The sequence below is a fragment of the Curvibacter sp. Hmag1.1 genome, assembly GCF_059769165.1.
Genome location: NZ_JBMBGX010000001.1, coordinates 39,010 through 59,108, shown reverse-complemented (window position 1 = coordinate 59,108; position 20,099 = coordinate 39,010). Strand labels below are relative to the sequence as shown.

The window sequence follows — 20,099 nt, the reverse complement described above, 5'->3', positions numbered from 1 at the left end:
TCTATTGCATTGAGTTTCATTGCCATCTTTTAACTCAACTTCAATCGATATGATTTGAAAAATTTTTCTTGATTGAAAGGAGGCATATTCCTAAATGCGAGATAACAATAGACCGTATGAAATCAAGTCGCAATTGCCAATTTGCGGACGTAAACAATCAATTCTCAGTTGCGACTTGAACAATCTCATCCAGCCACGTTGATAGTGCGCTCAATACGGATTGAGGATGCTCTAGCGGTGACATGTGTCCGCAATTCTGTATTTCTGTCCGTTTCCCGTTACGGGAGACCGACATCATCTCAGCCTGATGTATGGGCGTACACAATAGATCGCTGTCCCCTGCCACTATGGCGACTGGAACGGTCAGCGATGCCAAGGTTTTTAAATGGTCACTTCGCGAGGCAAGCAATTGACCTTGTGATTTATAACTCTGCATTCCTGCACGTTCAGCCATCGCTATTACAGCCTCCAGCAAGGACTGATCATTTAGCCTGCTTTGATGAACATAAAGAGGCCAAAGTTTGTCCCTGACCAAAGTTCCCAAGCCAAATTGAGTAGCATATTCAACTAACTTGGATCTGGTCTCAGCGCCAACCCTCGAATCACCTCTGGCTTGGCAACTAACCAGAGCTAGCCCCTCCACTCTGTGCGGAGCCTGCGCGCAAATTTCCAGCGCTATGCTTCCCCCCATAGACATGCCGGCTAGTGCAAAGGTAGCTGGCGCCTGGTTCAAGATCCTCGATGCGGCATCGGATGCCGATAATTCCTTTGCGCACCAATTGACAGTCTGACATTCAGTCAGTGTTGTCAATTGGGGTAGAACATCTACCCAAAGGCGTTCATCGCATAGCGTACCTGGAATCAGAACCAGCGGCGGCGGCAAGTGCATAGATCAAGCAGCAGCCAAAGCAAGTACTGAGAGAGGGGCAAGATATCCGTTTGCGTCCCGTGACCACCCTTTTTCCTGCGCTGCTGATACAACAGATTCATCCCATTCGATACTGGTGCGGTTATCGCCTCCTGTAATCAGCAAGACTTGTCCCAATTCACCGTCTATACATTTCAGACTACGCCAGGCACCCTTCGGCACTGAAAAAGTATCCCACGGGCCTAGAGTAATGGACATGCGCGCAGCACCTCTGTTCACGCTCACCTCCCAGACACCCGCCTTTACGATATAGACCTGAGCGTCGGAGTGGCGATGCGTGTGAAGTCCGTTACCAGATTTAGCGCGAAGCCACTCTTGTTTGAATCCATGAGGATTGAAAATTGGAGGTGTGGCGTTACGATCTTCAGTAAGGCCAAATCCAATTACTGGGGCGAGTTCCTTTTCTCCACCTGGCAGTACACAATCAAGAAAGTTCAAATCAGACCAAATACAGTCCGATTGTTTGACTACTCTTCGACGCATTTGCTCTACCGTGTAGGTCTTGAGTTTGGCGATGTCATCATCACTCATTAGCGGTAGTAGTGAACTATCTGGAACAGGAGTGGCGTTTAAATCTACCAGTTCGTTACCGAGATTGAGAGCAAGGCCGGTCTCTCTAGCTGCACGCATGACATGTGGGTTCCAAATCACACCCCCAGTTGCGTCCTGCCCTAACGTGGTAAATAAAAAACCGTCATCTACTCCAACATTTGTGAAACCGCGGTAAATCCAAGTAGGCACCGAGACGATATCTCCCTCTTCTCCGACATACTCACCTTGCTCTCCCAAAGGACCCCAACGGAACTTCCAGTTACCTTTAAAGCATATGAAAACTTCCGCTGTAAAGTGCACATGCAGATTGTTGGTAACACCGTTTGGCATGGCTGCGCCACCAATATTAAACCCATGTGTCTCACGAAGATTTATATGCGCAGTCGGATTTTGTGAAACCCCCGACCCTATCAAGGCATAGTTGAACTTTGGTGTGGATCCTGGTAAACGAGTATCAACAAATGCCTCTGAGTCCGACTGAAGTTCAGTAAACGGAATAGTGCGGCGCCGAAGCTCGGCCGCTGAAACAATGACTTCCTGCATGGAATTTTCCTTTTTAGTCTGATGGTTAAGAGCGAAGACGTGCGCCGTCTTTTGAATTGAAATAGAAGCAACCGGGCTTATGAAGTTTGAGATCGACTACTTCGCCATCATTTGCAGCGTAGTCTTTATGCGCCCTAACTACGACACGGTCTTGGCCAACTTTCAGTGTCACCTGAGTCGATTCGCCAATGAGTTCAACGGCGTAGATCTGTCCTTGCAAATTCCCTTTTCCAACTGGGACAATCTCAGCGTCTTCCCAGCGGAATCCAAGTTTGGCTGCGCCTTGGTGTTTGATGTCTATTTCGTCTACTTTGACAGCGTCGGATATAAAGCTGCCTGACGTCACGGTTCCTTCAACAAAATTCATCGAAGGAGAACCAATAAATCCCGCAACAAATAAGTTTGCCGGGTCGTTATAAATGTTCCTAGGTGTATCAAGTTGCTGAATAACCCCGTGACTCATGATGGCTACGCGTGTAGCAAGTGTCATGGCCTCAATCTGGTCATGTGTCACGTAAACCACTGTAGCGCCGAGCTCGTGATGGAGATGTTTTAGTTCTGATCGCATCGTGACCCTAAGCTTTGCGTCAAGGTTCGAAAGAGGCTCATCCATCAGAAATACATCAGGTTGGCGAACAATTGCGCGCGCCAAGGCAACACGTTGCCTTTGTCCCCCTGAGAGGTCTTTTGGCTTTCTATCTAAATATGATTCGATTTCAACTCTTTTCGCAGCTTTCTTTACCAAGCTGTCATGCTCGCCGGCAGGGACATTGCGAACCTTCAGTGGATATGCAATGTTGTCTCGCACAGTCAAGTGTGGATACAAACCGTAATTCTGAAATACCATGGCGATGTTTCGGTCTTTTGGCGCCAGTGCATTTACTCTTTTTCCATTAAATAGAATGTCTCCACCAGTCGGATCTTCAAGCCCTGCGATCATTCGCATGGTCGTGGTCTTGCCACAACCAGAGGATCCCAACAACACAAGGAATTCACCCTCATGGACTTCAAGATCTAGATTTGGGATCACTACTACATCACCCCAAATTTTGGTGATGCCCCTCAAAACAATACTAGCCATCGTCTGATACTCCTTAGCGCACCGCGCCGGAACTACCGGTCGCCAAATGCTTTTGAATTACGGATGAGAATAAAAACATCGGGATCATCACCAGCACACCAGTAGCTGCGATGAGATGCCAGAGGTCACCTTCTTCTGCGGAAAACAGAGCCATCCCCACCGGCAGAGTCACCGCTTTTGTTGAAGTGAGGATGACCGAGTAGTTGAAATCATTCCAAGTCAGGATGAAGCCGAACACAGCTGCAGTGATCAATCCAGGGCGTGCCAACGGAAGTACGTGATCCCAAATAACGCGCCAACGGGAAGCTCCATCCACCAAAGCAGACTCCTCCACGTCAAGAGGAATTCGATCAATAAATCCTTTGATCATCCAAACTGCAAATGGCATAACCACAGACAGATTCACAAGAATCAGACCGAATAGAGAGTCGTACAACCCCAAATCACGAAAAGCCAAAAAATAAGGAAGAACAATGACTATTCCTGGGACAAATTGAGTCGCCAGGATCAACACCATCATGGTTTTCTCAAATCGCAAACGGAATCGCGAAAATCCATAGGCGGCAAATAATGCAAGTGGGAGTGATATGGCAACAGTGCCAAGAGCCACTACCATTGAGTTTAAGAATTTAAGGTGAACTGCATAGGGAGGTTGAATAATCTTTTTAAAGTTATCCAGCGTTGGTATAAACAACCACCGCCCCGCATAAATATCAACATACTCCTTGAACGCCGCTGACATCACCCAATATATCGGGACAAGAATGATTAAGGCGAGCAGTAGCATGCAAAACCACTGGAACGTAATCCAGACTTTAGACTTCATCTCAAATCCTTAGCGTTTAAATACTGAGCGCGTGTGGATCACGACCAAAACACCCAGCGGAACAACAAGCAGATATGAAAGTGCACTTGCGTAACCCATGTCTGAATATTTGACTCCGTGGTAGTAGATGTAATGCGCAAGGGTCTGAGTCGTATTCCCTGGACCTCCATTGGTAATTAGGTAGACCTGATCAAAAACCTTGAGTCCAAATATGGTCTTTAGAACTGCCGCCACACTGATGACTGGCCAGATTAGAGGTAATGTCACATCTTTAAAAACCTGCAGTTCAGAGGCACCATCTATTCGAGCTGCTTCTTGCGCCTCACGCGGTACAGAAGCTAGTGCTCCAATAAACATCATGGTGATATAGGGTGTCCAATGCCATACGTCTGAACTCACCAATATCGCCATAGCTCCATTGGGGGTGCCCAACCAATTGGGGACAGGCCCATTCCATCCTGTAGCTTTAGCAAGACTCGCGACAAATCCATATTCGGCATTAAACATAAACCGCCAATTAATGCCGATCAGTGCTGGACTCATGGCAAATGGCAAAATCAAAAGAGTACGGAGAGCCCCTCGTGTGCGACCGCCCGGAAAAAGTAAAAGTGCAGAGGCAAGTGCCAGGACGAGCGTTATCACAACGGCTGCCAAACAAAAGATAGTGGTGGTCCATGCAGAAGACCAAAACCCAGGATCTTGGAATGCTCTCGCATAGTTATCGAATAGCCAGCTGATTTCACTCCAGCCATCTTCCAAGCGCCACAGTGGACTCGATTCTGCTGAACGGTTAAGCCGCCAGTCGCGGAAACTGAGGTAAAAGACCTGTACCAGCGGCCACACGGCAGATAGCAACACTGCTAGCACACCAGGTAGAACCAGCAAATATTTGATCCAGCGATCGTTCATCTCAGCTCCGACTTCCAATGATTTCAATTAACGAGATGCACGTCGCAACGCACGTTTGGATTCATCTGCCGCGGCAGTGAGCGAAGCTTTAACGTCAGCTCCACCAGCTGCTTTGTTGATTGCCCTGGAAAGGTTGTCTCCCACTTCGGGCCAAGCAACAACCATAGGTAGCATCTTTGAATTTGCAAGGCTGACCGCACCAAGACCTGGAACTCCACTATTTACCTTATTAATTTCGGCATCGCGCATGTTGCTAACTTGAACAACGACGTTATTCACAATAGGCTTGCCACCAACCGAGCGTTCAATTGCGTTGCGCTTTTCCAAGTCAGGGTTCGAGGCCCACTTGAGAAATTCCCATGCCGCATCTTTTTTCTGAGAGTAAGAGGACAGCGCCCAAGCGTGCACGTTTACCAACGTCACGGCTTGACGATTTGCATACGAAGGCATGGATGTAAAGGTGACTTGATCAGCGCGTAGCACTGAGTCTTTCGGGTTTATCGCTGCAGAGTAAAACCACCACCAAACTGGGATCATTGCAGATTTGCCCTGAGCAAATGAAACTCGCGCATCCTGTTCAGTATTGGACACAGCGCCATCACCGCAAAGCTTTTCCTTTGTATGAAGGCCAATGTAGTCCTCAGTGGCTTTAATCGCTTGTGGTGACGTCCATGCAGGTTGCCCCGATTTATCCAAGACGTCTGCACCTGCACCCCACAAGAAGTTCGCCCACAAAAATAGATTCTGGCGGTTCCCATCAGCTCCGTAGTAGCAAGCCAAAGGTGCAATGCCAAGATTGGCGTCCCGAATTTTTCTACCCGCTGTGATCACGTCATCCCAGGATTTGGGAACCCCCAAACCTAGTTTGTCAAAAATATCTTTTCTATAGAAGAACAGCTGTGCATGACCGCGCATTGGCAGTCCCAACAGTTTTCCTTCAAAACTTGAAGCATCTAAGAATCCAGGAGGGTACCTTTTGATATCTATGCCATCACGCTTGATCAATTGGTCTAGCGGGGTTAGCCAATATGCGTTGGGGGGTCCCCATGCATCCATAAAATTAATGACGTCGAACTCACTGCTCTTAGCAGCACCAGTCGCACTGATCTTCTCTTGTAAAGCCCTAAAAGGTGTGAAGTTCCACTCAACTTTGATACCAGTAAGGCGAGTAAATTCTTCGTCTCTTAACTGGAGCCCCTGGAATTGGGGCGTTTCAACTGCAAGCACTCGGACTGTTTGCCCTGCAAACGGTTGGTTGGGCTTGAGTCCATGAGGCATGTTGGCCTGAGCGCATGCTTGATTTGAGACTAAGACAGATAACAGTAGGCCAGTTAGACCAGCGAGCATTCGTTGCATGTGTATCTCCTATATTGCTGTTTACTTTGAAGCAGGGTAACGCTTGGGCTCTTGAGCGTGGGCGGACTCTATCAGTCACAAGTTTGGTACGTCCAATATAATGATTGATGCCTATTGATACGAAAAAACTCTCAATGCGACTTGAAACCCGTCAATTGCGATACTTTGTTGCAGTAGCCGAAGAGTTGCACTTCGGGAAAGCTGCTGTTCGATTGCACATGTCACAACCCCCCCTGTCGCAGCAGATTCGGCAGCTAGAAGAGGGGCTTGGAGTGACTCTATTCGAGCGTACGCAGCGCTCAGTCAAGCTGACTTACGCTGGTCAGGTATTTCTTGCTCAGGCCAGAAACGCATTGAGTAAGCTCGAGGAGGCTGTAGACGTTGTCCGCGCAGCAGCAAGGGGGGAGGCTGGCTTTTTGCGGTGTGGCTATACCGCTGCTAGCGCATACGCAGTTATTCCTTCCGTGATGCACGCATTCAAACAGCGTTATCCCTTGGTGGAAGTTGCACTGCGGGAGTCTTTATCGGGAGACCAATATAGAGACATCCGGGAAGGCCGCCTTGATATAGGACTAGTGCGACCGTTTGGAGCATTGCCAGATTTAGCAACCGAAAAGCTCATAGAAGAAAATTTGATCGTCGCAATCCCGTCAGAACACCCGCTAGCTCAGCAACGAATAGTCGATATACATGACCTTCAAAGCCAGCCATTCGTGGGTTTTTCTAGCTATGGATCACAGTATTTTCACGACATGGTTGAGAACCTGCTCGGTGGTGAGAAAGTCGTACCAAAACTTGTACAGAGAGCTACCCAACCTCATGCAGTCATCGCATTGGTGAGTGCAGGGTTAGGTCTAGCAATCGTACCTGACGCGTCCGCACGCGTTCACATGGATCGAGTGGTCTATAGACCTTTGCATGCTAGCCGCTTACCTCGGCCCGAACTTCATCTTTGCTGGCGACGAGAAAATATATCGCCACTCATAAGTAATTTCAAAGCATCCGCACGTGAGGTAGCAGCGCAAGGGTTTTGAATCTGTACTGAATGCGCCACCTCTCAATAGAGACTCCAATTCGTATTGGACGACTTTGCGCTCCCTGAATTAACGTCGTATCCATCTGCGGTTTTGCCGCAATTGAAAGCGACGAATATGCGAAAAAACGAACTTAAGAAAAAAGCACAGCGCGGCGAGTTGGCGATCAATGCATGGGTCTCGATGGGTAGTAGCTACTTAGCTGAGATTCTTGGCCACACGGGCTTTGATTCTGTAACGGTAGATTTGCAGCACGGAGTTTTTGGCTTCGATACTGCGGTCCAGTTGCTGCAAGCCATCTCTTCGACTCCTGCAATTCCCATAGCGAGAAGCTCGGACAGCTCACTTGCTCAAATCAACAAATTACTGGATGCAGGTGCCTACGGCATCATCTGCCCCCTTATTGAAACGGTTGATCAAGCCGCAAATTTTGCGCGATCTTGCAGGTATCCGCCGCGTGGCTTCAGAAGCTTTGGGCCCTCCAGAGGACTTACTTACGGAGGAGCTGACTACCCATCGCATGCTGATGATGAAATTTTGACATTGGCAATGATCGAAACGGTACCGGCTTTAGAAGCAGTCGAGGCAATACTCGAAATTGATGAATTGGATGGTATTTACTTCGGACCAAGCGATCTGGGTCTTGCTATGGGTATAGGTTCGAATGCATGGCCATCACCTGCTATGCGTGATGCGATATCACATGTGCTTGAAGCAGCAAAATCTCGAGGTAAGTACAGTGGAGTATTTGCAAGCTCTCCAGAGATGGCGCAGAGTATGGCCGCACAAGGCTTTGACCTAGTCACACCCGGTAACGATGCACACATGTTGAAGGCCGGAGCAAACCAAAGAATCGAAGCTGTTCGCGGCGCTTGGACTGCTAACCGAAGCAGGAGCATAAACCCATGAAAACATTGCTTGGTGCTATCGCCGATGACTTTACGGGCGCCACTGATCTAGCCAACAATTTAGTGCTGTCTGGTATGCGCTGTGTGCTATCGATTGGTGTACCCCAAGACGATGTATCGATCCAAGCTGACGCAATCGTCATAGCACTCAAATCGCGCACATTGTCAGTAAATACTGCCATCGAGCAATCACTTGACGCACTACGTTGGTTGCAAGCACAAAACGTTGACCAAATATATTTTAAGTATTGCTCTACCTTCGACTCCACCTCGCAAGGCAACATTGGTCCAGTCACCGAAGCCTTACTGGATGCGCTGCACGGGCCGGAGGAGGGATTCACAATCGCCTGCCCTGCCTTTCCGGTGAACCAACGTACGGTTTTCAAGGGCCACCTGTTTGTGGGCGATCTGCTGCTGTCAGAAAGTGGTATGCGGAACCATCCACTCACGCCTATGACCGACTCCAACCTTGTGCGTGTGATGCAGGCGCAAACAAAACGCAAGGTCGGGCTGGTTGCTCAGGACGTAGTGTCCGCCGGGCCACAGATGATAAGCAAGCGTTTTGCCGAGCTGAGGGCCCAAGGCGTGGGTGTGGCGGTGGTGGATGCAGTGAGCAACGACGATCTGATGCAGATCGGCAAGGCCCTGGCCGGCATGCCGATGGTGACTGCAGGCTCGGGCGTTGCGATCGGTCTACCGCAGAACTGGCCGCAGCTGCAAGCGCGGGATGCCAGTACGCGCGCCGATGCGCTGCCCCCTGCTCGCGGCTTGCAGGCCGTGGTCTCGGGTAGCTGCTCGGTCGCCACCAACGCGCAGGTGCTGCATTTCAAACAGAGCGGACGGCCCTGCATGGCCATCGACCCGCTGACCTTAGCAGCGGGCGAAGACGTGGCCGCCCAGGCCCTGGCATGGGCAGAACCGCTGCTGGCCAGCGGCCCAGTTCTACTATATGCCACAGCCGAACCGGCGACGGTGCGCGCCGTGCAGGATCGATTGGGCGTGGCCCGGGCGGGTGAGATGGTGGAACAGACGATCTCGCGCATTGCCGCCGGATTAGTACAGCGCGGTGTTCGCCAACTACTGGTGGCCGGTGGCGAAACCTCCGGCGCGGTAGTACAGGCTCTGGGGGTGCAACGCATGACAATCGGGCCACAAATCGACCCCGGTGTGCCATGGACCGCGGTGGACACTCCACTATGCCAAGGCGAGCCGATGCATCTAGCGCTGAAGTCGGGCAACTTCGGTAGCACCGACTTCTTCACGAAGGCATTCACTCAACTTTCAGTTCTGTCATGACCGAACACGAACTGAGAGATGAGATCTGCCGCGTAGGTGTCTCGCTATTCGCGCGCGGCTATGTGCATGCCACAGCCGGCAACATTAGCGTGCGCCTGCAAGAAGGCGGTTACCTCATCACGCCTACCGACGCCTGTCTGGGCACGCTGGACCCAGCGCGCCTTGCCAAGGTGACCGAAAACGGCGTTCAGATTTGCGGTGACCGGGCTTCCAAGACCCTCACGCTGCACCGCCGCATCTACGGCGCCGACCCACTGGCAAGCTGTGTAATTCACACCCATTCCACACACTTAGTGGCAGTATCGCTTGGTCAAAGTAGGGGAGCAGACAACCCAACCAGCGACGATCTGCTGCCGCCAATCACGCCGTACTTTGTGATGAAAGTGGGTCACGTGCCATTGATTCCCTACCACCGCCCGGGGGACCCAGCGGTGGGCGAGCGGGTGGCGCAGCGCATCGTGCAGATGCATGCTGCTGATACGCCTATCCGCGCGGTCATGTTGGACCGCCTCGGTCCCAATGTGTGGCATCGCTCACCGGCCGAGGCCTGCGCTGTGCTGGAAGAGCTAGAGGAAACCGCGCGCCTGTGGCTGCTGACGCGCGCCACGCCTCTGAACCCTGACCAGATACAGGAACTGCGGGAGCAGTTCGGTGCCTTCTGGTGACCTATTACAACAACGAGAATCCATATGCCCCGCTTCGCCGCCAATCTCACCATGCTCTACAACGAGCATACCTTCCTCGACCGTTTTGCCGCAGCAGCAGCCGATGGCTTCCAGGGGGTGGAATACCTGTTTCCCTATGCCTTCGCCTCCAGAGACATTGCCCTGCGTCTACAGGATCATGGCCTGCGGCAGGTGCTCTTTAACGCACCACCCGGCGACTGGGATGCTGGCGAGCGTGGGCTAGCGTGCCTGCCCGGACGCGAGGCCGAGTTCCGAGCTGGTTTTGCTAAAGCCCTTGAATACGCACAGGCATTGAACTGTCCGCGCATCCACGTTATGGCCGGCCTGGCACCAGCCGGAATCGACCGCACTGAGCTGCAGGCCACCTACGAAGCTAACCTCGCTTGGGCCGCCGAGCAGGCCTGCACCGACGGACGCGACGTCCTGATTGAGCCCATCAATACGCGAGACATTCCCGGTTTCTTCCTGAACCGGCAGGACGAAGCTCACCGTACGGTACAGGCTATCGGAGCGCCAAATCTCAAGGTGCAGTTCGATCTATACCACTGTCAGATCGTTGAAGGCGACGTAGCCATGAAAATCCGTCAGTATTTGCCTACCGGGCGGGTCGGCCACTTCCAGATTGCGGGTGTGCCGATGCGCCATGAGCCCGACTTGGGAGAGCTGAACCATCGTTATCTTTTTAGCGTAATCGACGAAGTTTCCGCGGTCTCGGGCTGGGAGGGCTGGGTCGGGTGCGAATACCGTCCAGCACTAGGTACGGTGCGCGGGGCAACTTCCACCGGTTTGGCATGGATGCAAGAACTGACTCCAGTTCACTTCAAATAGAAATTGAGATACAACCAAGGCGCAAGTGCCTGTCCATTGCATTTAACGCTCTGAGGAATGATGGGCTACCCGTCGGATTTTTTGCTAACCCCTATCCAGCCATTAATAACTCTGGGAAGTTGGGCCTATCCATTGGTCTGAGGCGTATTTGAGTGGCAGTTGGGTGTTGACCCACCATCGTGTAGTGGAATCGCTCCAGTAGGAACTTCCATACTTCGGTCATGAATTAATTTGGATGCATCAGTAGGTGCACAGGGTATTGCCAAGCTAGTTCTCATCTTGCTGTCAGTGTTGCGTCGTGTTGGTTTTCAACGAATGCTGTCCGGCTAGGTATCTGAACTTAACTACGACCGCCGTCGATTCTCGTCATGTTCAGCCATGTGATTGGATGATCTCCACCAAGCTAATCTTGTTGATTTGAGGAAGGCCGCTCAGTAATTTGACGAACAATGGGCAAGGAATTTGAAAACGAATCAACGCTAAGCGCTGGTTATTGTCGCGCGTGCCCAATGTGAATACGTTGGTAAATTATTGATGACTCCGGCACCTCGTGCATGCCTGATAAATCGTTGTCCGATCAAGCTTTCAGACATAGGTTTTTTTAAACTCGATACAAAAAGAGCCTGCGGTGAGTCGGAACCTGTAAGGTAGCTACCAAGGATTTCGCCATACCAGCAGACCCACTCATCAAGCGACGAATCTGTCAGTGGAAAATGAACTTCTGGCTGTGTCCTGGCTATTTTGTCCTGCGCCTTCACATCATCTGTGAACCAGCCCGCCAATTGCTTTTGAGTTAGTCGACGATGATGGCCGCAAAGCAACATCACCTTGTCTCGAATAAGTGCATACCTTTTATGTTTATTTGCCTCCGCCAATGAAATTTCTCTATCTATGTATTGGAACAATTGCAGTGCAATTGATTTTGAAATACTTACGCTTTTTAAGGCAATGTGCCCCGAAATATCGCGTCCATACATTTTTCTAGCGGCCGTAAAGCTAAAGCGCCCGTCTGCATCCTGGACCGTGTGCTGGATGTACTGAACTTCCTTTGCCGAAATCGCTAGCGGATCACGTCGAAGTTCATTGCTGCAGACAGAATATAACCACCACGGCAACACCCTTCGCTCACAAACCAATCGAGTGTAGGGAGAGCGGTATGTTTCGCACATCGCCAGAAATCGGTGCGGCCAATCAGCTAGGATGGACCAAAGCTTTGTCAAAACCTCATGGCGGCTCTCTACATTCATCCTTTCCACATAGTTGACACTCGCAAGAGACTTGGAGTCCCCACTATCCTCACCAAGTAGGAACTGAGTGATGGCTCTCAGTCCATTGAAGTAGAACAATGAATGTAGGTCTTCGATAACCCCAAGTGAGGTATAGCCTTGCGTTGAAGCCAGCTTGAATGTGTTTTCGCGCACGTGAAGCCACCTCGAATTCCTGAACCATTCAGAAGTAGAGGTTGGGGAATTTTGTCACACGGTATTCGACCGGCGGAACTGACCCCAATGCTTCATGGGGTCGGTGGTGGTTGTAGCGATGGAGCCAGTCCGCAGTCATGTCTCTGACCTCCTGCAAGGAATCGAAGACGTAGCAGTCCAGCACCTCGGTGCGATACGTCCGATTGAATCGTTCGACATAGGCGTTTTGCGTTGGTTTGCCTGGTTGGATGTGATTGAGGGCAATACCCTTGGTCTTGGCCCACTCGGCCAGCGCATGTGCAATGAATTCCGGGCCGTTGTCCAGACGAATGAACAGCGGCGCACCACGCACCTCCACTAGTTCGTCTAAGGCCCGGATAACCCTGGCAGCGGGCAAACTTGTGTCAATCTCGATGCGCAACGCCTCCCGGTTGAATTCGTCGATGACATTGAAGGTGCGGAACCTGCGGCCCGACCACAAAGCATCGGACATGAAGTCACAACTCCAACCCTGATTGGGCTGCTTTCCCGCCTCCAGAGGCTGTCGGATGCGCGCAGGCAGGCGCTTCTTACCCCGTCGTGGCAGATTCAGATTGAGCTGGCAGTACACCCGCCACAACACTGTCTTGCCCCAGGGCTGGTTCTGATGGCGGGCGCTTGCGTAAAGCAGGCCAAAACCATGCCGTGGATTGGTAGCCATATAGGTCTGCATGAACTGGATGACCCCGGAGTCGTCAGGCTGCTTGTGGCAATAGCGCAGTGTGGAGCGGGCAATGCCACTGGCAACACAGGCTTTACGTTGGCTCATGCCATGGTCGGCCATGAGCGTTTGCACCACATCAATCCGACGCTGCGGGGTCAGAGCTTTCGGTCAACGACGTCCTTCAACGCATGGTGCATGAGTGCAAGGTCGGCATACATGCGCTTGAGCTTGGCGTTCTCCTCCTGCAGCTCTCGCAACTGAGAAAGATGCGGGACAGTCATCCCGTTGAACTGATTCTTCCACTTGTAGTAGGTGGGTTCGCTGACGCCGTGCTTCCTGCAGGTCTCACCGACCTTGGCTCCCAATTCGACCTCTTTCAAGATGCCGACGATTTGACTTTCGCTGAACTTTGATTTCTTCACGTAGAGACTCCGTTGGGGGGATTTTCTCTACTTCTAACTGGCTCAAGCTTTCAAGGAGGCTTCACACGAGCGCTTCTTCGTCTACTGGTGTAAAACGCTCCCATAGGCGTAAATCAAAACCGCAATGCGCACAATTGGCAATACTGACCTGCCTATTCAACTTTCTTCGATACTGACGATCCGCTAAGTGAGGTTGCAACGTAGCTTCGCATGCAGGACATCGGTCAAATAGCAACCTGCTATGAACCGTGCAAACCGTACTCCACGCCATTCTCCAATTGGTCCGCAAATATGGCTCTTTAGAATCGCGGAAGCACGCAGGACAAAACATTAGTCCGGGCCGACGAAAGAATCTGCCTCGTATGCCCAAAGGCATAAGCCAATTCACATGACATCCACTGCGCAATTCTTCAAATACTTTTCCCGTGTATTTATCGATGGACATGGCGCTGATTCGCTCAATAGTCTGACCGGAACGTTCTGCAAGAATCCTCATACTTTGTGTGTCCACGGTTCTATCCACGTCTCGCGCCCACATACTCTTTCCGTTTTCAAAGTATCCATACACAAAGGTCTGTGCTTTGAAGCCGTTGCCATGCGCCAATCGAATAATCCAACTGGAAAGCAATTCATCCCCAAAAGGCTGCGGATGAACAGGCCACAATGCATATTGCAGCCCTCGGTCCTTCATTTTTGTCTCTTCCGGGTATGAATCGGAACGTATCCGCACAGATCTAGGGTTTTCACTTCAATTCTTTCTTGCTTTTCCCTTATTGCATAAACAGCGGCCATGCTGACTAGAGTGGCAATTTCTCCAATCAATCCACCTGCACGTGATCGAATTGCTTCCGCCAACTCCGCCTCGGCGAGCTTCGACTCCTCTCTGAGAGGAATTAGATGTTCCATGCCCCTCAACAGTTTTTGGCACTCTGATCCAGGGGACCATAGTTCTAGGCGCAAGGGCATGAAGCGGTTTTCGAGTTGCTCATCGGTCCTAAAGCCGATCAAGGCTTCACGCGTGCCTGCTGGGGTCTCCTCGTTTTCAGTGCAATAAGTGACGGTACGAAAAGCTAGCACTGGCGCGGAGGTGGTGTTGGTAGATCGTTGATTTCATTGACTTTCCTGTTCACTTTCAAATCTGCGATTCGTGGCGTCAAACCGTGGTCGGTTTCATCCATTGGTGCCAGTTATCGATGCATTTGGCCGCGAAGGCAGGATTTGGTCAGCATAGCGGTCAACCGGGAAGCGAAACACACCCCGCAAGTTGATGCTCTCCAGCCTGGTGGGCGCAATCTTCCCGATCAGTTCCGGTGGAATGACCTGGCGGCGGTTCGACCAGCGATCCAGGACCGCCTGCATCTGTGAGGTATTCCACGCCATCACGATGCTGGCCATCAGGCTCAACGCATCGGCCACAGCCTGCATTTCATCGACACGTTTGGCCTGCGCCGGGCTGATCCGGCCGGTATAAATGGCGCGCTTGAGGGCGTTAACAGCCTCGCCCCGATTGAGCACCCGGCGCAACTCGTTCCTGAAAGCGTCCTTGACAAAGTAGTCAGCCAAAAACGCCGTACGCAGCAACCGCCCCAATTGCACGCCAGCCTCATAGATTGGATCGCCCTGGGCGGCAGAACCGAACCGCGCAAGAGCTGCCACCGCACTGGCATGTCCGCTCATGACCGAGGCTGCCAGGTGCACCAGACTATCCCAATGCTTTTCGATCAAAGCGACGTCGACATTGGCTTCGCACACCGCAGCGATTTCTGCGGGCACTTTGGTGCCGCGTGGCACAAAGAGGTGGCGCTGTTTGAGTTCCTTCAACCGCGGGCAAAGATCAAAACCAAGCAAACGGGCATGTGACATGGCAAAGTCGGTGTAGCCATGGGTATCCACAGCAAGCTGGCTGGTCTCCAGCTTTTCTTGGCGGATGACACCTTCAATGGCCACGCCCGCCTGGCGCTCATTGAGCACAAAGGGCTGCGCATGGAAGATGCCCCACCGGTCTTTTACATGGGAGTAGATTCCAATGGAAGGTGTGTTGCGCCGAGGATCAAGCCGGGCTTGCCACACCCGTTTGGTGGTCTCCATGCTCATCATGTCAGAAGATGCCAAATCGGACCGCCCCCAGGTGGCGGCAATCGGGTGTCGCTGCATGAATTCCAGCACAGCCTGGCAGGCCTGGCTCAGACGCCGTTCGTCCCGCGCCCAGCGCATGGCCTGGCGAATGCTGGTGGCAGACAATTGCGGAATCATGCGCGCGCATTCGACCGCAGTCAGACTGGTGCCGTGGGCCATGATGCCGGCATAGACCATCAGCAGCTCGTCGGTAGAGCGCGGCTCACGTCCGAGCATGATCCAGCTAAAGCGCACCTGGGCGTCAACGGCCAGAATCACTTCCGGCAATTGAACCTCACCGATGCGGTGATCCAAAGCCGCGCGCAGCTTGGTCACTTCTGGGTCTTCGTCCTCTGCGGGCAATGGCGACAAATGGAGTTCATCATCCACGCGCAGTACGCCACTGCGGGCTGCAGCGGCCACCGCATCGACACCGGCAGTTACTCTGGCCAGCAAAGGCTTCAAGAAAGTGGCAGCCTTGCTGGGTAACGATAGACGGGCATAGTGTTTCTTGGACTCTGCCTGCCAACGCTCGTCCGTGAAGAACAAGCGCGCACGACCCCGAAAGCTCAGGCTGTGCTCAATCCAGACCGAGCCATTGCGCACCGCGCGGCGCAGGGCAAACAGGGTGGCCACCTCCAACGCCTGAAACGCCCGTTCCCGGTCTGGGCTGGAGATCGAAACCTGCCAGATCATTCCCAGACTTGGTGCCACCACTTCAACTGGCAGCTTTCTGGATCCTTTGAGATATAAAGCTTGCAGCTTGGCAAGGTACTCGATGGCAGGATGCTCGCCGGTGGCCTGCCAGGGCAGCTTTGCAATGGCGACGAGCAACGACCGCACGGGGCGAATTCCATCAATCAATCCCTCGCGGACCAGGGAGGCCCTGCTCGGTGGTTTGCGTTTCTGGGTTTCGGTGATCAAGGCTTCAAGACGGGCACGCAACTCAGCATCTGGCACCGCACCTTGCGCGCTCAAGGCAACAAGTTCGCCGAGCAGCGTTTTGTACATTGCGGCCCAATTGACGGTAGCGGGGACATCGGCGGCAGCCTGACGCCACAGATCGGCGATCCGGCGCTGCACCATAAGGATCAACTGGTCTGTGGTGGTGAACAGGCAATACCGAAGAAAGCATGCGACCTCCACGGTGCGCGCTGGCTCTTTGATCTTGGCTCCGGCTGAGGGCGGCCTGGAGACAAGTCGGCGCGCGTAGCGGCGCAAGATGAGATCGGGGATGTCTGCCAGGTGCTTATGAACGTCCAGCGTGTAAAGCAGGTCGATGCGCTCCAGTACCTCGCTGATTTGGCGGGTTGAGTGTTTCGCCGGTGCAGCCCATAGCCAACTCTGCTGGGTTTGTCCATCTGGGCGCAGCTCTGAAACTGAGGCTCGCCAGCGATCAAGTGTTGCTGGATCAACGCTGGCGGCGATGGCGGTGCCTGTTTCAACTTCAAGCTGGGCAAGTGCCGCCGCAATCAGTGTCCGAATTGCCCGCTCGTGCACGATCACCAGCTTGTTCTTGTACAGCCATTGACGCGCCCGCACGAGTAGCTGATCGCGGTCGGCGCAGCGCGCCACTTCGTCGCGCAGTTCACGTACCAGTGAGCGGCGCTGGTGCTCGCTCATCCACTGGAATCCAAGGACCGTGCAGGCTACTTGTTGGTGATCGAATAGCGTGCGCCCGCGTTCATACATGGCTCTTAGCGAGGCGACTTCTGGTGCTGCAATGCCAAGCTCGTTGCCAAGGTGGCGCCACAAGGCTACTGGAATTACCCGAAAGGCACCGAGCAAACGCCCACTCATGCGCAGGAAACCAATATGGAGCGCCAGACCAAGCTTGTGGGAATCACCTCGGCGTGCATTGATTGCGTCGCGCTCGGCACCATCGAAGGTGAAAAATGCCTTCATCTCGAAGTCGCTGATATCGCGGGGGAGCCCACGCATCCCCAAAAACGTTGTGTGCCAACCCTGCATCGTGAACCTCAAAAGTGGGAGGCCACCATACCCGTTTACAAAGCGAACAGGAAAGTCAATGAAATCAACGGTCTACCCAGACCACCCCCGCGCCAGTGCTAGCTTTGCGTACCGTCACTTATTGCACTGAAAACGAGGAGACCCCTCCAAGGGCCAACTGACCGCTTCCGTGCAACACACACTCCTCGCGTCTAAGCAAAATGTCGCCAGGAGCATCATCCGAAAAACGAACCCATGTCCCATAGGTACTTAAATCGACCAAAATAACTCCGCCATTCCGCCAAACCAACTTGGCATGGTTACGGGATACACGGGGATCTGAAACGACAAACTCCGCAGACTTAACACGGCCGATCTGCGCTGGCAACTCATACGATCTAAACGACGCCACGGTTTCGCCCCAACGCAGGCAAACCTCCTTGCCCAACACATCACGCTCGTTCCCGAAATCAGTGACCAATTGAGCCTGCATAGTCAGAAAGTCTGAGGGCTCTTCCTCACGCCACTCAATCTGGTACACACCGCAAGCCTCAACCCGTCCACGAATATGTATGGGCCCGAGGGAACGAGTAGACACACCACGCGCGAGCGAAACTGAATCGACTACAGAATCACTGGCCCAAATCTGATTGGGGCCACATAGATCACAAAGTCGTGCAGCCACATTGACTGCGTCACCGTAGCAATCACCTGCCAGTTCCTCGATCTCTCCTTTGGCAATACCGATTCTGATCGGTAACCGAACATCGCTGCTCTGGCGATGCTGTCCTTTAAAGTGCGCCCTCTGCGCTTCAACGACAAAGTCTATAGCTTTCGCGTTGTCGGCAAACACCACCATCACACCATCACCCAGAGTCTTGACCAACCGCCCCCCGAATGATTGCGACAAATTCGCAATCCAGGAGGTGATAGCGGTGATGGTTTCGGTAGCACGGACGTTTCCAAGCGCACCAAAAACAGCGGTGCTCCCGTGGAGATCCGTAAATACAACAGTGGATTGAACGCCCATCAACTCTTTCCGAAACTTTGACTATCAGGCCGGAGTTTATTGCATAGACATGGCCTGAATGATGCTTAAGTGTTTGCCGTCACGTAATGTTCATGACCTTTGGCTATCCTCAACAAACAGACGCTAAGGCGACTTGAATGTTGCAAAGTGATAACAGGCTCAGGCGTAGCCCTATTGCGCACGAGAGCGACTTTCTCTATCGTCTGACAAAACTAAAAAGCAGGAAATATGCGTTGGACATCATCTAGTTTCATGAATGGAATACAGACCCTGTTCAGGGGCAACTCTTCTGAAAGAGGCGGAGCCTCTTCAAGTTCAATCCAAGAAATACGCGAAGCAATGTTGCGCGCCATGGGCAGCGCAGCATCCACCCAATTTCCAGTCATCCAGCTTCGGGTGACTTATGCGGACGATGTCCAAGACCTCTGGTACTTGCGAGGAGATGTACTCGCAGCCATTGCGAGTTTCGACGGCGAAGCATTGGCTCGGGAAAAATTAGCCGCTATCAGTGAACTTTTTGTAGGTCTGGTACCGAGTACGTTGACCGCCAAGTCTGCGATGCTAAAACGCTAACCAGATCTAGTGCCCCCAGAAAAGCATTGCATCTCTGCCCGACACAGCAAGATCGGATTTCTTCCCAAATGGAATCAACACTTTCGTTTGGACATGCCCATACGGCAAGTTGGTCAGTATTGGAACGTTGACTCGAGTTCTAAGCCACTCGATCACCGTAGAAAACTTAAATCCCTTGTCGTGGGACCCCAACTGATAGCCGGTGAACTGTCCTAATAGGATGGCTTTTTGACGACTCAAGACACCCGAGTACAAAAGTTGCGTCAACATGCGCTCTATGCGATACGGATGCTCGGCGATATCTTCGAGGAACAAAATTCCTCCGTCAATGCTTGGTAAGAATTCTGTACCAATCAAGGTGGAAAGCACGCAAAGGTTCCCGCCCCAAACGACTGAATCACTTGCAAGCTGGACATCTTCAGGTGGACAAAATCCAGATCTATCCTGACGCCAACCTGCGCCCTCCCCCTGCCCCAACATCAAGTCATTGAAGCAGTCTTCCATGATGTCGTCCGGCTGTGAGTCCTGTGTAACAGGCACCCCAAAGCCTTCACAAAGTGCGGGACCGGCCCAAGTGATACGTCCTGTCTTTGCAAAAACGGCTGATTGGAATGCTGTGAAATCACTGATGCCAACAAAAGATGTGCCGAGATCGATGGCCTTTGCTACATCCGCATAGTTAATCTGCCCAAGTATCCGGGTGATTCCATACCCTCCCCTGCTAACTAGAGCAATGTCTGCCCGACTATCACACGCCCGCGAAATAGATCTCAAGCGTGATTCATCATCGCCAGCGAATCGCATATGACTCGATAAAGCGTCCGAATCCACTTCGACTTCATAACCCAGGGCCTGAAGTCGCCGGACGCCTCGCCTGAATGCAGCTTTGTCCCGAACTGCGCCCGACGGAGAGTAGATATAAACAGATTTCTTCACTC

Annotated in this window: 18 protein-coding genes; 6 read left to right on the top strand and 12 right to left on the bottom strand. The window is 52.3% G+C overall.

Annotated elements, in window-relative coordinates; genetic code table 11:
- Positions 1 to 157: 157 nt before the first annotated feature.
- The 6 genes from ACOAP0_RS00275 to ACOAP0_RS00250 are packed head-to-tail and all read right to left on the bottom strand — an operon-like array spanning position 158 to position 6,195.
- Positions 158 to 889: an alpha/beta fold hydrolase gene (locus ACOAP0_RS00275; protein ID WP_498374501.1), complete on the bottom strand. Its 732-nt coding sequence runs from the start codon at positions 887 to 889 to the stop codon at positions 158 to 160.
- 3 nt (positions 890 to 892) lie between these two features.
- Positions 893 to 2,023 (bottom strand): cupin domain-containing protein, encoded by a 1,131-nt coding sequence (locus ACOAP0_RS00270; protein WP_498374502.1) that lies wholly within the window; start codon positions 2,021 to 2,023, stop codon positions 893 to 895.
- A gap of 25 nt (positions 2,024 to 2,048) precedes the next feature.
- A complete protein-coding gene (locus tag ACOAP0_RS00265; RefSeq protein WP_498374503.1) occupies positions 2,049 to 3,104 on the bottom strand; it encodes an ABC transporter ATP-binding protein in 1,056 nt (351 codons plus the stop codon).
- 13 nt (positions 3,105 to 3,117) lie between these two features.
- A complete protein-coding gene (locus tag ACOAP0_RS00260) occupies positions 3,118 to 3,930 on the bottom strand; it encodes a carbohydrate ABC transporter permease (protein WP_498374504.1) in 813 nt (270 codons plus the stop codon).
- 9 nt (positions 3,931 to 3,939) lie between these two features.
- Positions 3,940 to 4,839 (bottom strand): carbohydrate ABC transporter permease, encoded by a 900-nt coding sequence (locus tag ACOAP0_RS00255; RefSeq protein WP_498374505.1) that lies wholly within the window; start codon positions 4,837 to 4,839, stop codon positions 3,940 to 3,942.
- A gap of 27 nt (positions 4,840 to 4,866) precedes the next feature.
- Positions 4,867 to 6,195, bottom strand: coding sequence for an ABC transporter substrate-binding protein (locus tag ACOAP0_RS00250; RefSeq protein WP_498391280.1), 1,329 nt, complete (start codon positions 6,193 to 6,195; stop codon positions 4,867 to 4,869).
- Between the two features lie 107 nt (positions 6,196 to 6,302).
- Here ACOAP0_RS00250 and ACOAP0_RS00245 point away from each other — a divergent pair, with 107 nt between their 5' ends.
- The 5 genes from ACOAP0_RS00245 to otnI all read left to right on the top strand — a co-directional run bounded on the left by ACOAP0_RS00245 (position 6,303) and on the right by otnI (position 10,947).
- The gene (locus ACOAP0_RS00245) at positions 6,303 to 7,229 is read left to right on the top strand and encodes a LysR substrate-binding domain-containing protein (protein ID WP_498374507.1); all 927 of its coding nucleotides are present in this window, start codon (positions 6,303 to 6,305) and stop codon (positions 7,227 to 7,229) included.
- Between the two features lie 117 nt (positions 7,230 to 7,346).
- A complete protein-coding gene (locus ACOAP0_RS00240) occupies positions 7,347 to 8,138 on the top strand; it encodes an HpcH/HpaI aldolase family protein (protein WP_498374508.1) in 792 nt (263 codons plus the stop codon).
- Positions 8,135 to 9,433 (top strand): 3-oxo-tetronate kinase, encoded by a 1,299-nt coding sequence (gene otnK, locus ACOAP0_RS00235; RefSeq protein ID WP_498374509.1) that lies wholly within the window; start codon positions 8,135 to 8,137, stop codon positions 9,431 to 9,433. The genes ACOAP0_RS00240 and otnK overlap by 4 nt, the downstream gene beginning before the upstream one ends.
- On the top strand, positions 9,430 to 10,098 hold the full coding sequence (locus ACOAP0_RS00230; protein ID WP_498374510.1) for a class II aldolase/adducin family protein: 669 nt from the start codon (positions 9,430 to 9,432) through the stop codon (positions 10,096 to 10,098). The genes otnK and ACOAP0_RS00230 overlap by 4 nt, the downstream gene beginning before the upstream one ends.
- Before the next feature lie 24 nt (positions 10,099 to 10,122).
- Positions 10,123 to 10,947 carry a 2-oxo-tetronate isomerase gene (gene otnI / locus ACOAP0_RS00225; RefSeq protein WP_498374511.1) on the top strand — a complete coding sequence of 275 codons (825 nt, stop codon included), beginning with the start codon at positions 10,123 to 10,125 and terminating at the stop codon, positions 10,945 to 10,947.
- A 479-nt stretch (positions 10,948 to 11,426) separates the two neighbouring features.
- On the opposite strand, the gene ACOAP0_RS00220 is transcribed toward otnI, so the two are convergent.
- The 5 genes from ACOAP0_RS00220 to ACOAP0_RS00200 all read right to left on the bottom strand — a co-directional run bounded on the left by ACOAP0_RS00220 (position 11,427) and on the right by ACOAP0_RS00200 (position 18,588).
- Positions 11,427 to 12,368 carry a hypothetical protein gene (locus ACOAP0_RS00220; protein WP_498374512.1) on the bottom strand — a complete coding sequence of 314 codons (942 nt, stop codon included), beginning with the start codon at positions 12,366 to 12,368 and terminating at the stop codon, positions 11,427 to 11,429.
- Between the two features lie 28 nt (positions 12,369 to 12,396).
- Positions 12,397 to 13,493, bottom strand: a protein-coding gene (locus tag ACOAP0_RS00215) for an IS3 family transposase (protein ID WP_498374497.1) whose coding sequence is annotated in 2 segments (ribosomal slippage) — positions 12,397 to 13,241 and positions 13,241 to 13,493 — 1,098 coding nt in all. Because the reading frame shifts where the segments join, the coding sequence is not laid out codon by codon here.
- Positions 13,494 to 13,554: 61 nt separating this feature from the next.
- Entirely contained in the window at positions 13,555 to 14,184 is a 630-nt protein-coding gene (locus ACOAP0_RS00210) for a TniQ family protein (protein ID WP_498374513.1), read from the bottom strand.
- A 479-nt stretch (positions 14,185 to 14,663) separates the two neighbouring features.
- Positions 14,664 to 17,579: a Tn3-like element IS1071 family transposase gene (locus ACOAP0_RS00205; protein WP_498391279.1), complete on the bottom strand. Its 2,916-nt coding sequence runs from the start codon at positions 17,577 to 17,579 to the stop codon at positions 14,664 to 14,666.
- Between the two features lie 118 nt (positions 17,580 to 17,697).
- Positions 17,698 to 18,588: an adenylate/guanylate cyclase domain-containing protein gene (locus ACOAP0_RS00200; protein ID WP_498374514.1), complete on the bottom strand. Its 891-nt coding sequence runs from the start codon at positions 18,586 to 18,588 to the stop codon at positions 17,698 to 17,700.
- A gap of 252 nt (positions 18,589 to 18,840) precedes the next feature.
- Between ACOAP0_RS00200 and ACOAP0_RS00195 the strand changes: the two genes are divergently transcribed.
- Complete coding sequence (locus ACOAP0_RS00195; protein WP_498391278.1) at positions 18,841 to 19,161, top strand: hypothetical protein; 321 nt, start codon at positions 18,841 to 18,843, stop codon at positions 19,159 to 19,161.
- 6 nt (positions 19,162 to 19,167) lie between these two features.
- Here the strand turns inward: ACOAP0_RS00195 and ACOAP0_RS00190 are convergent, their stop codons facing one another.
- Positions 19,168 to 20,097, bottom strand: a complete 930-nt coding sequence (locus ACOAP0_RS00190) for an LD-carboxypeptidase (RefSeq protein ID WP_498374516.1) — start codon at positions 20,095 to 20,097, stop codon at positions 19,168 to 19,170.
- Positions 20,098 to 20,099: the final 2 nt, after the last annotated feature.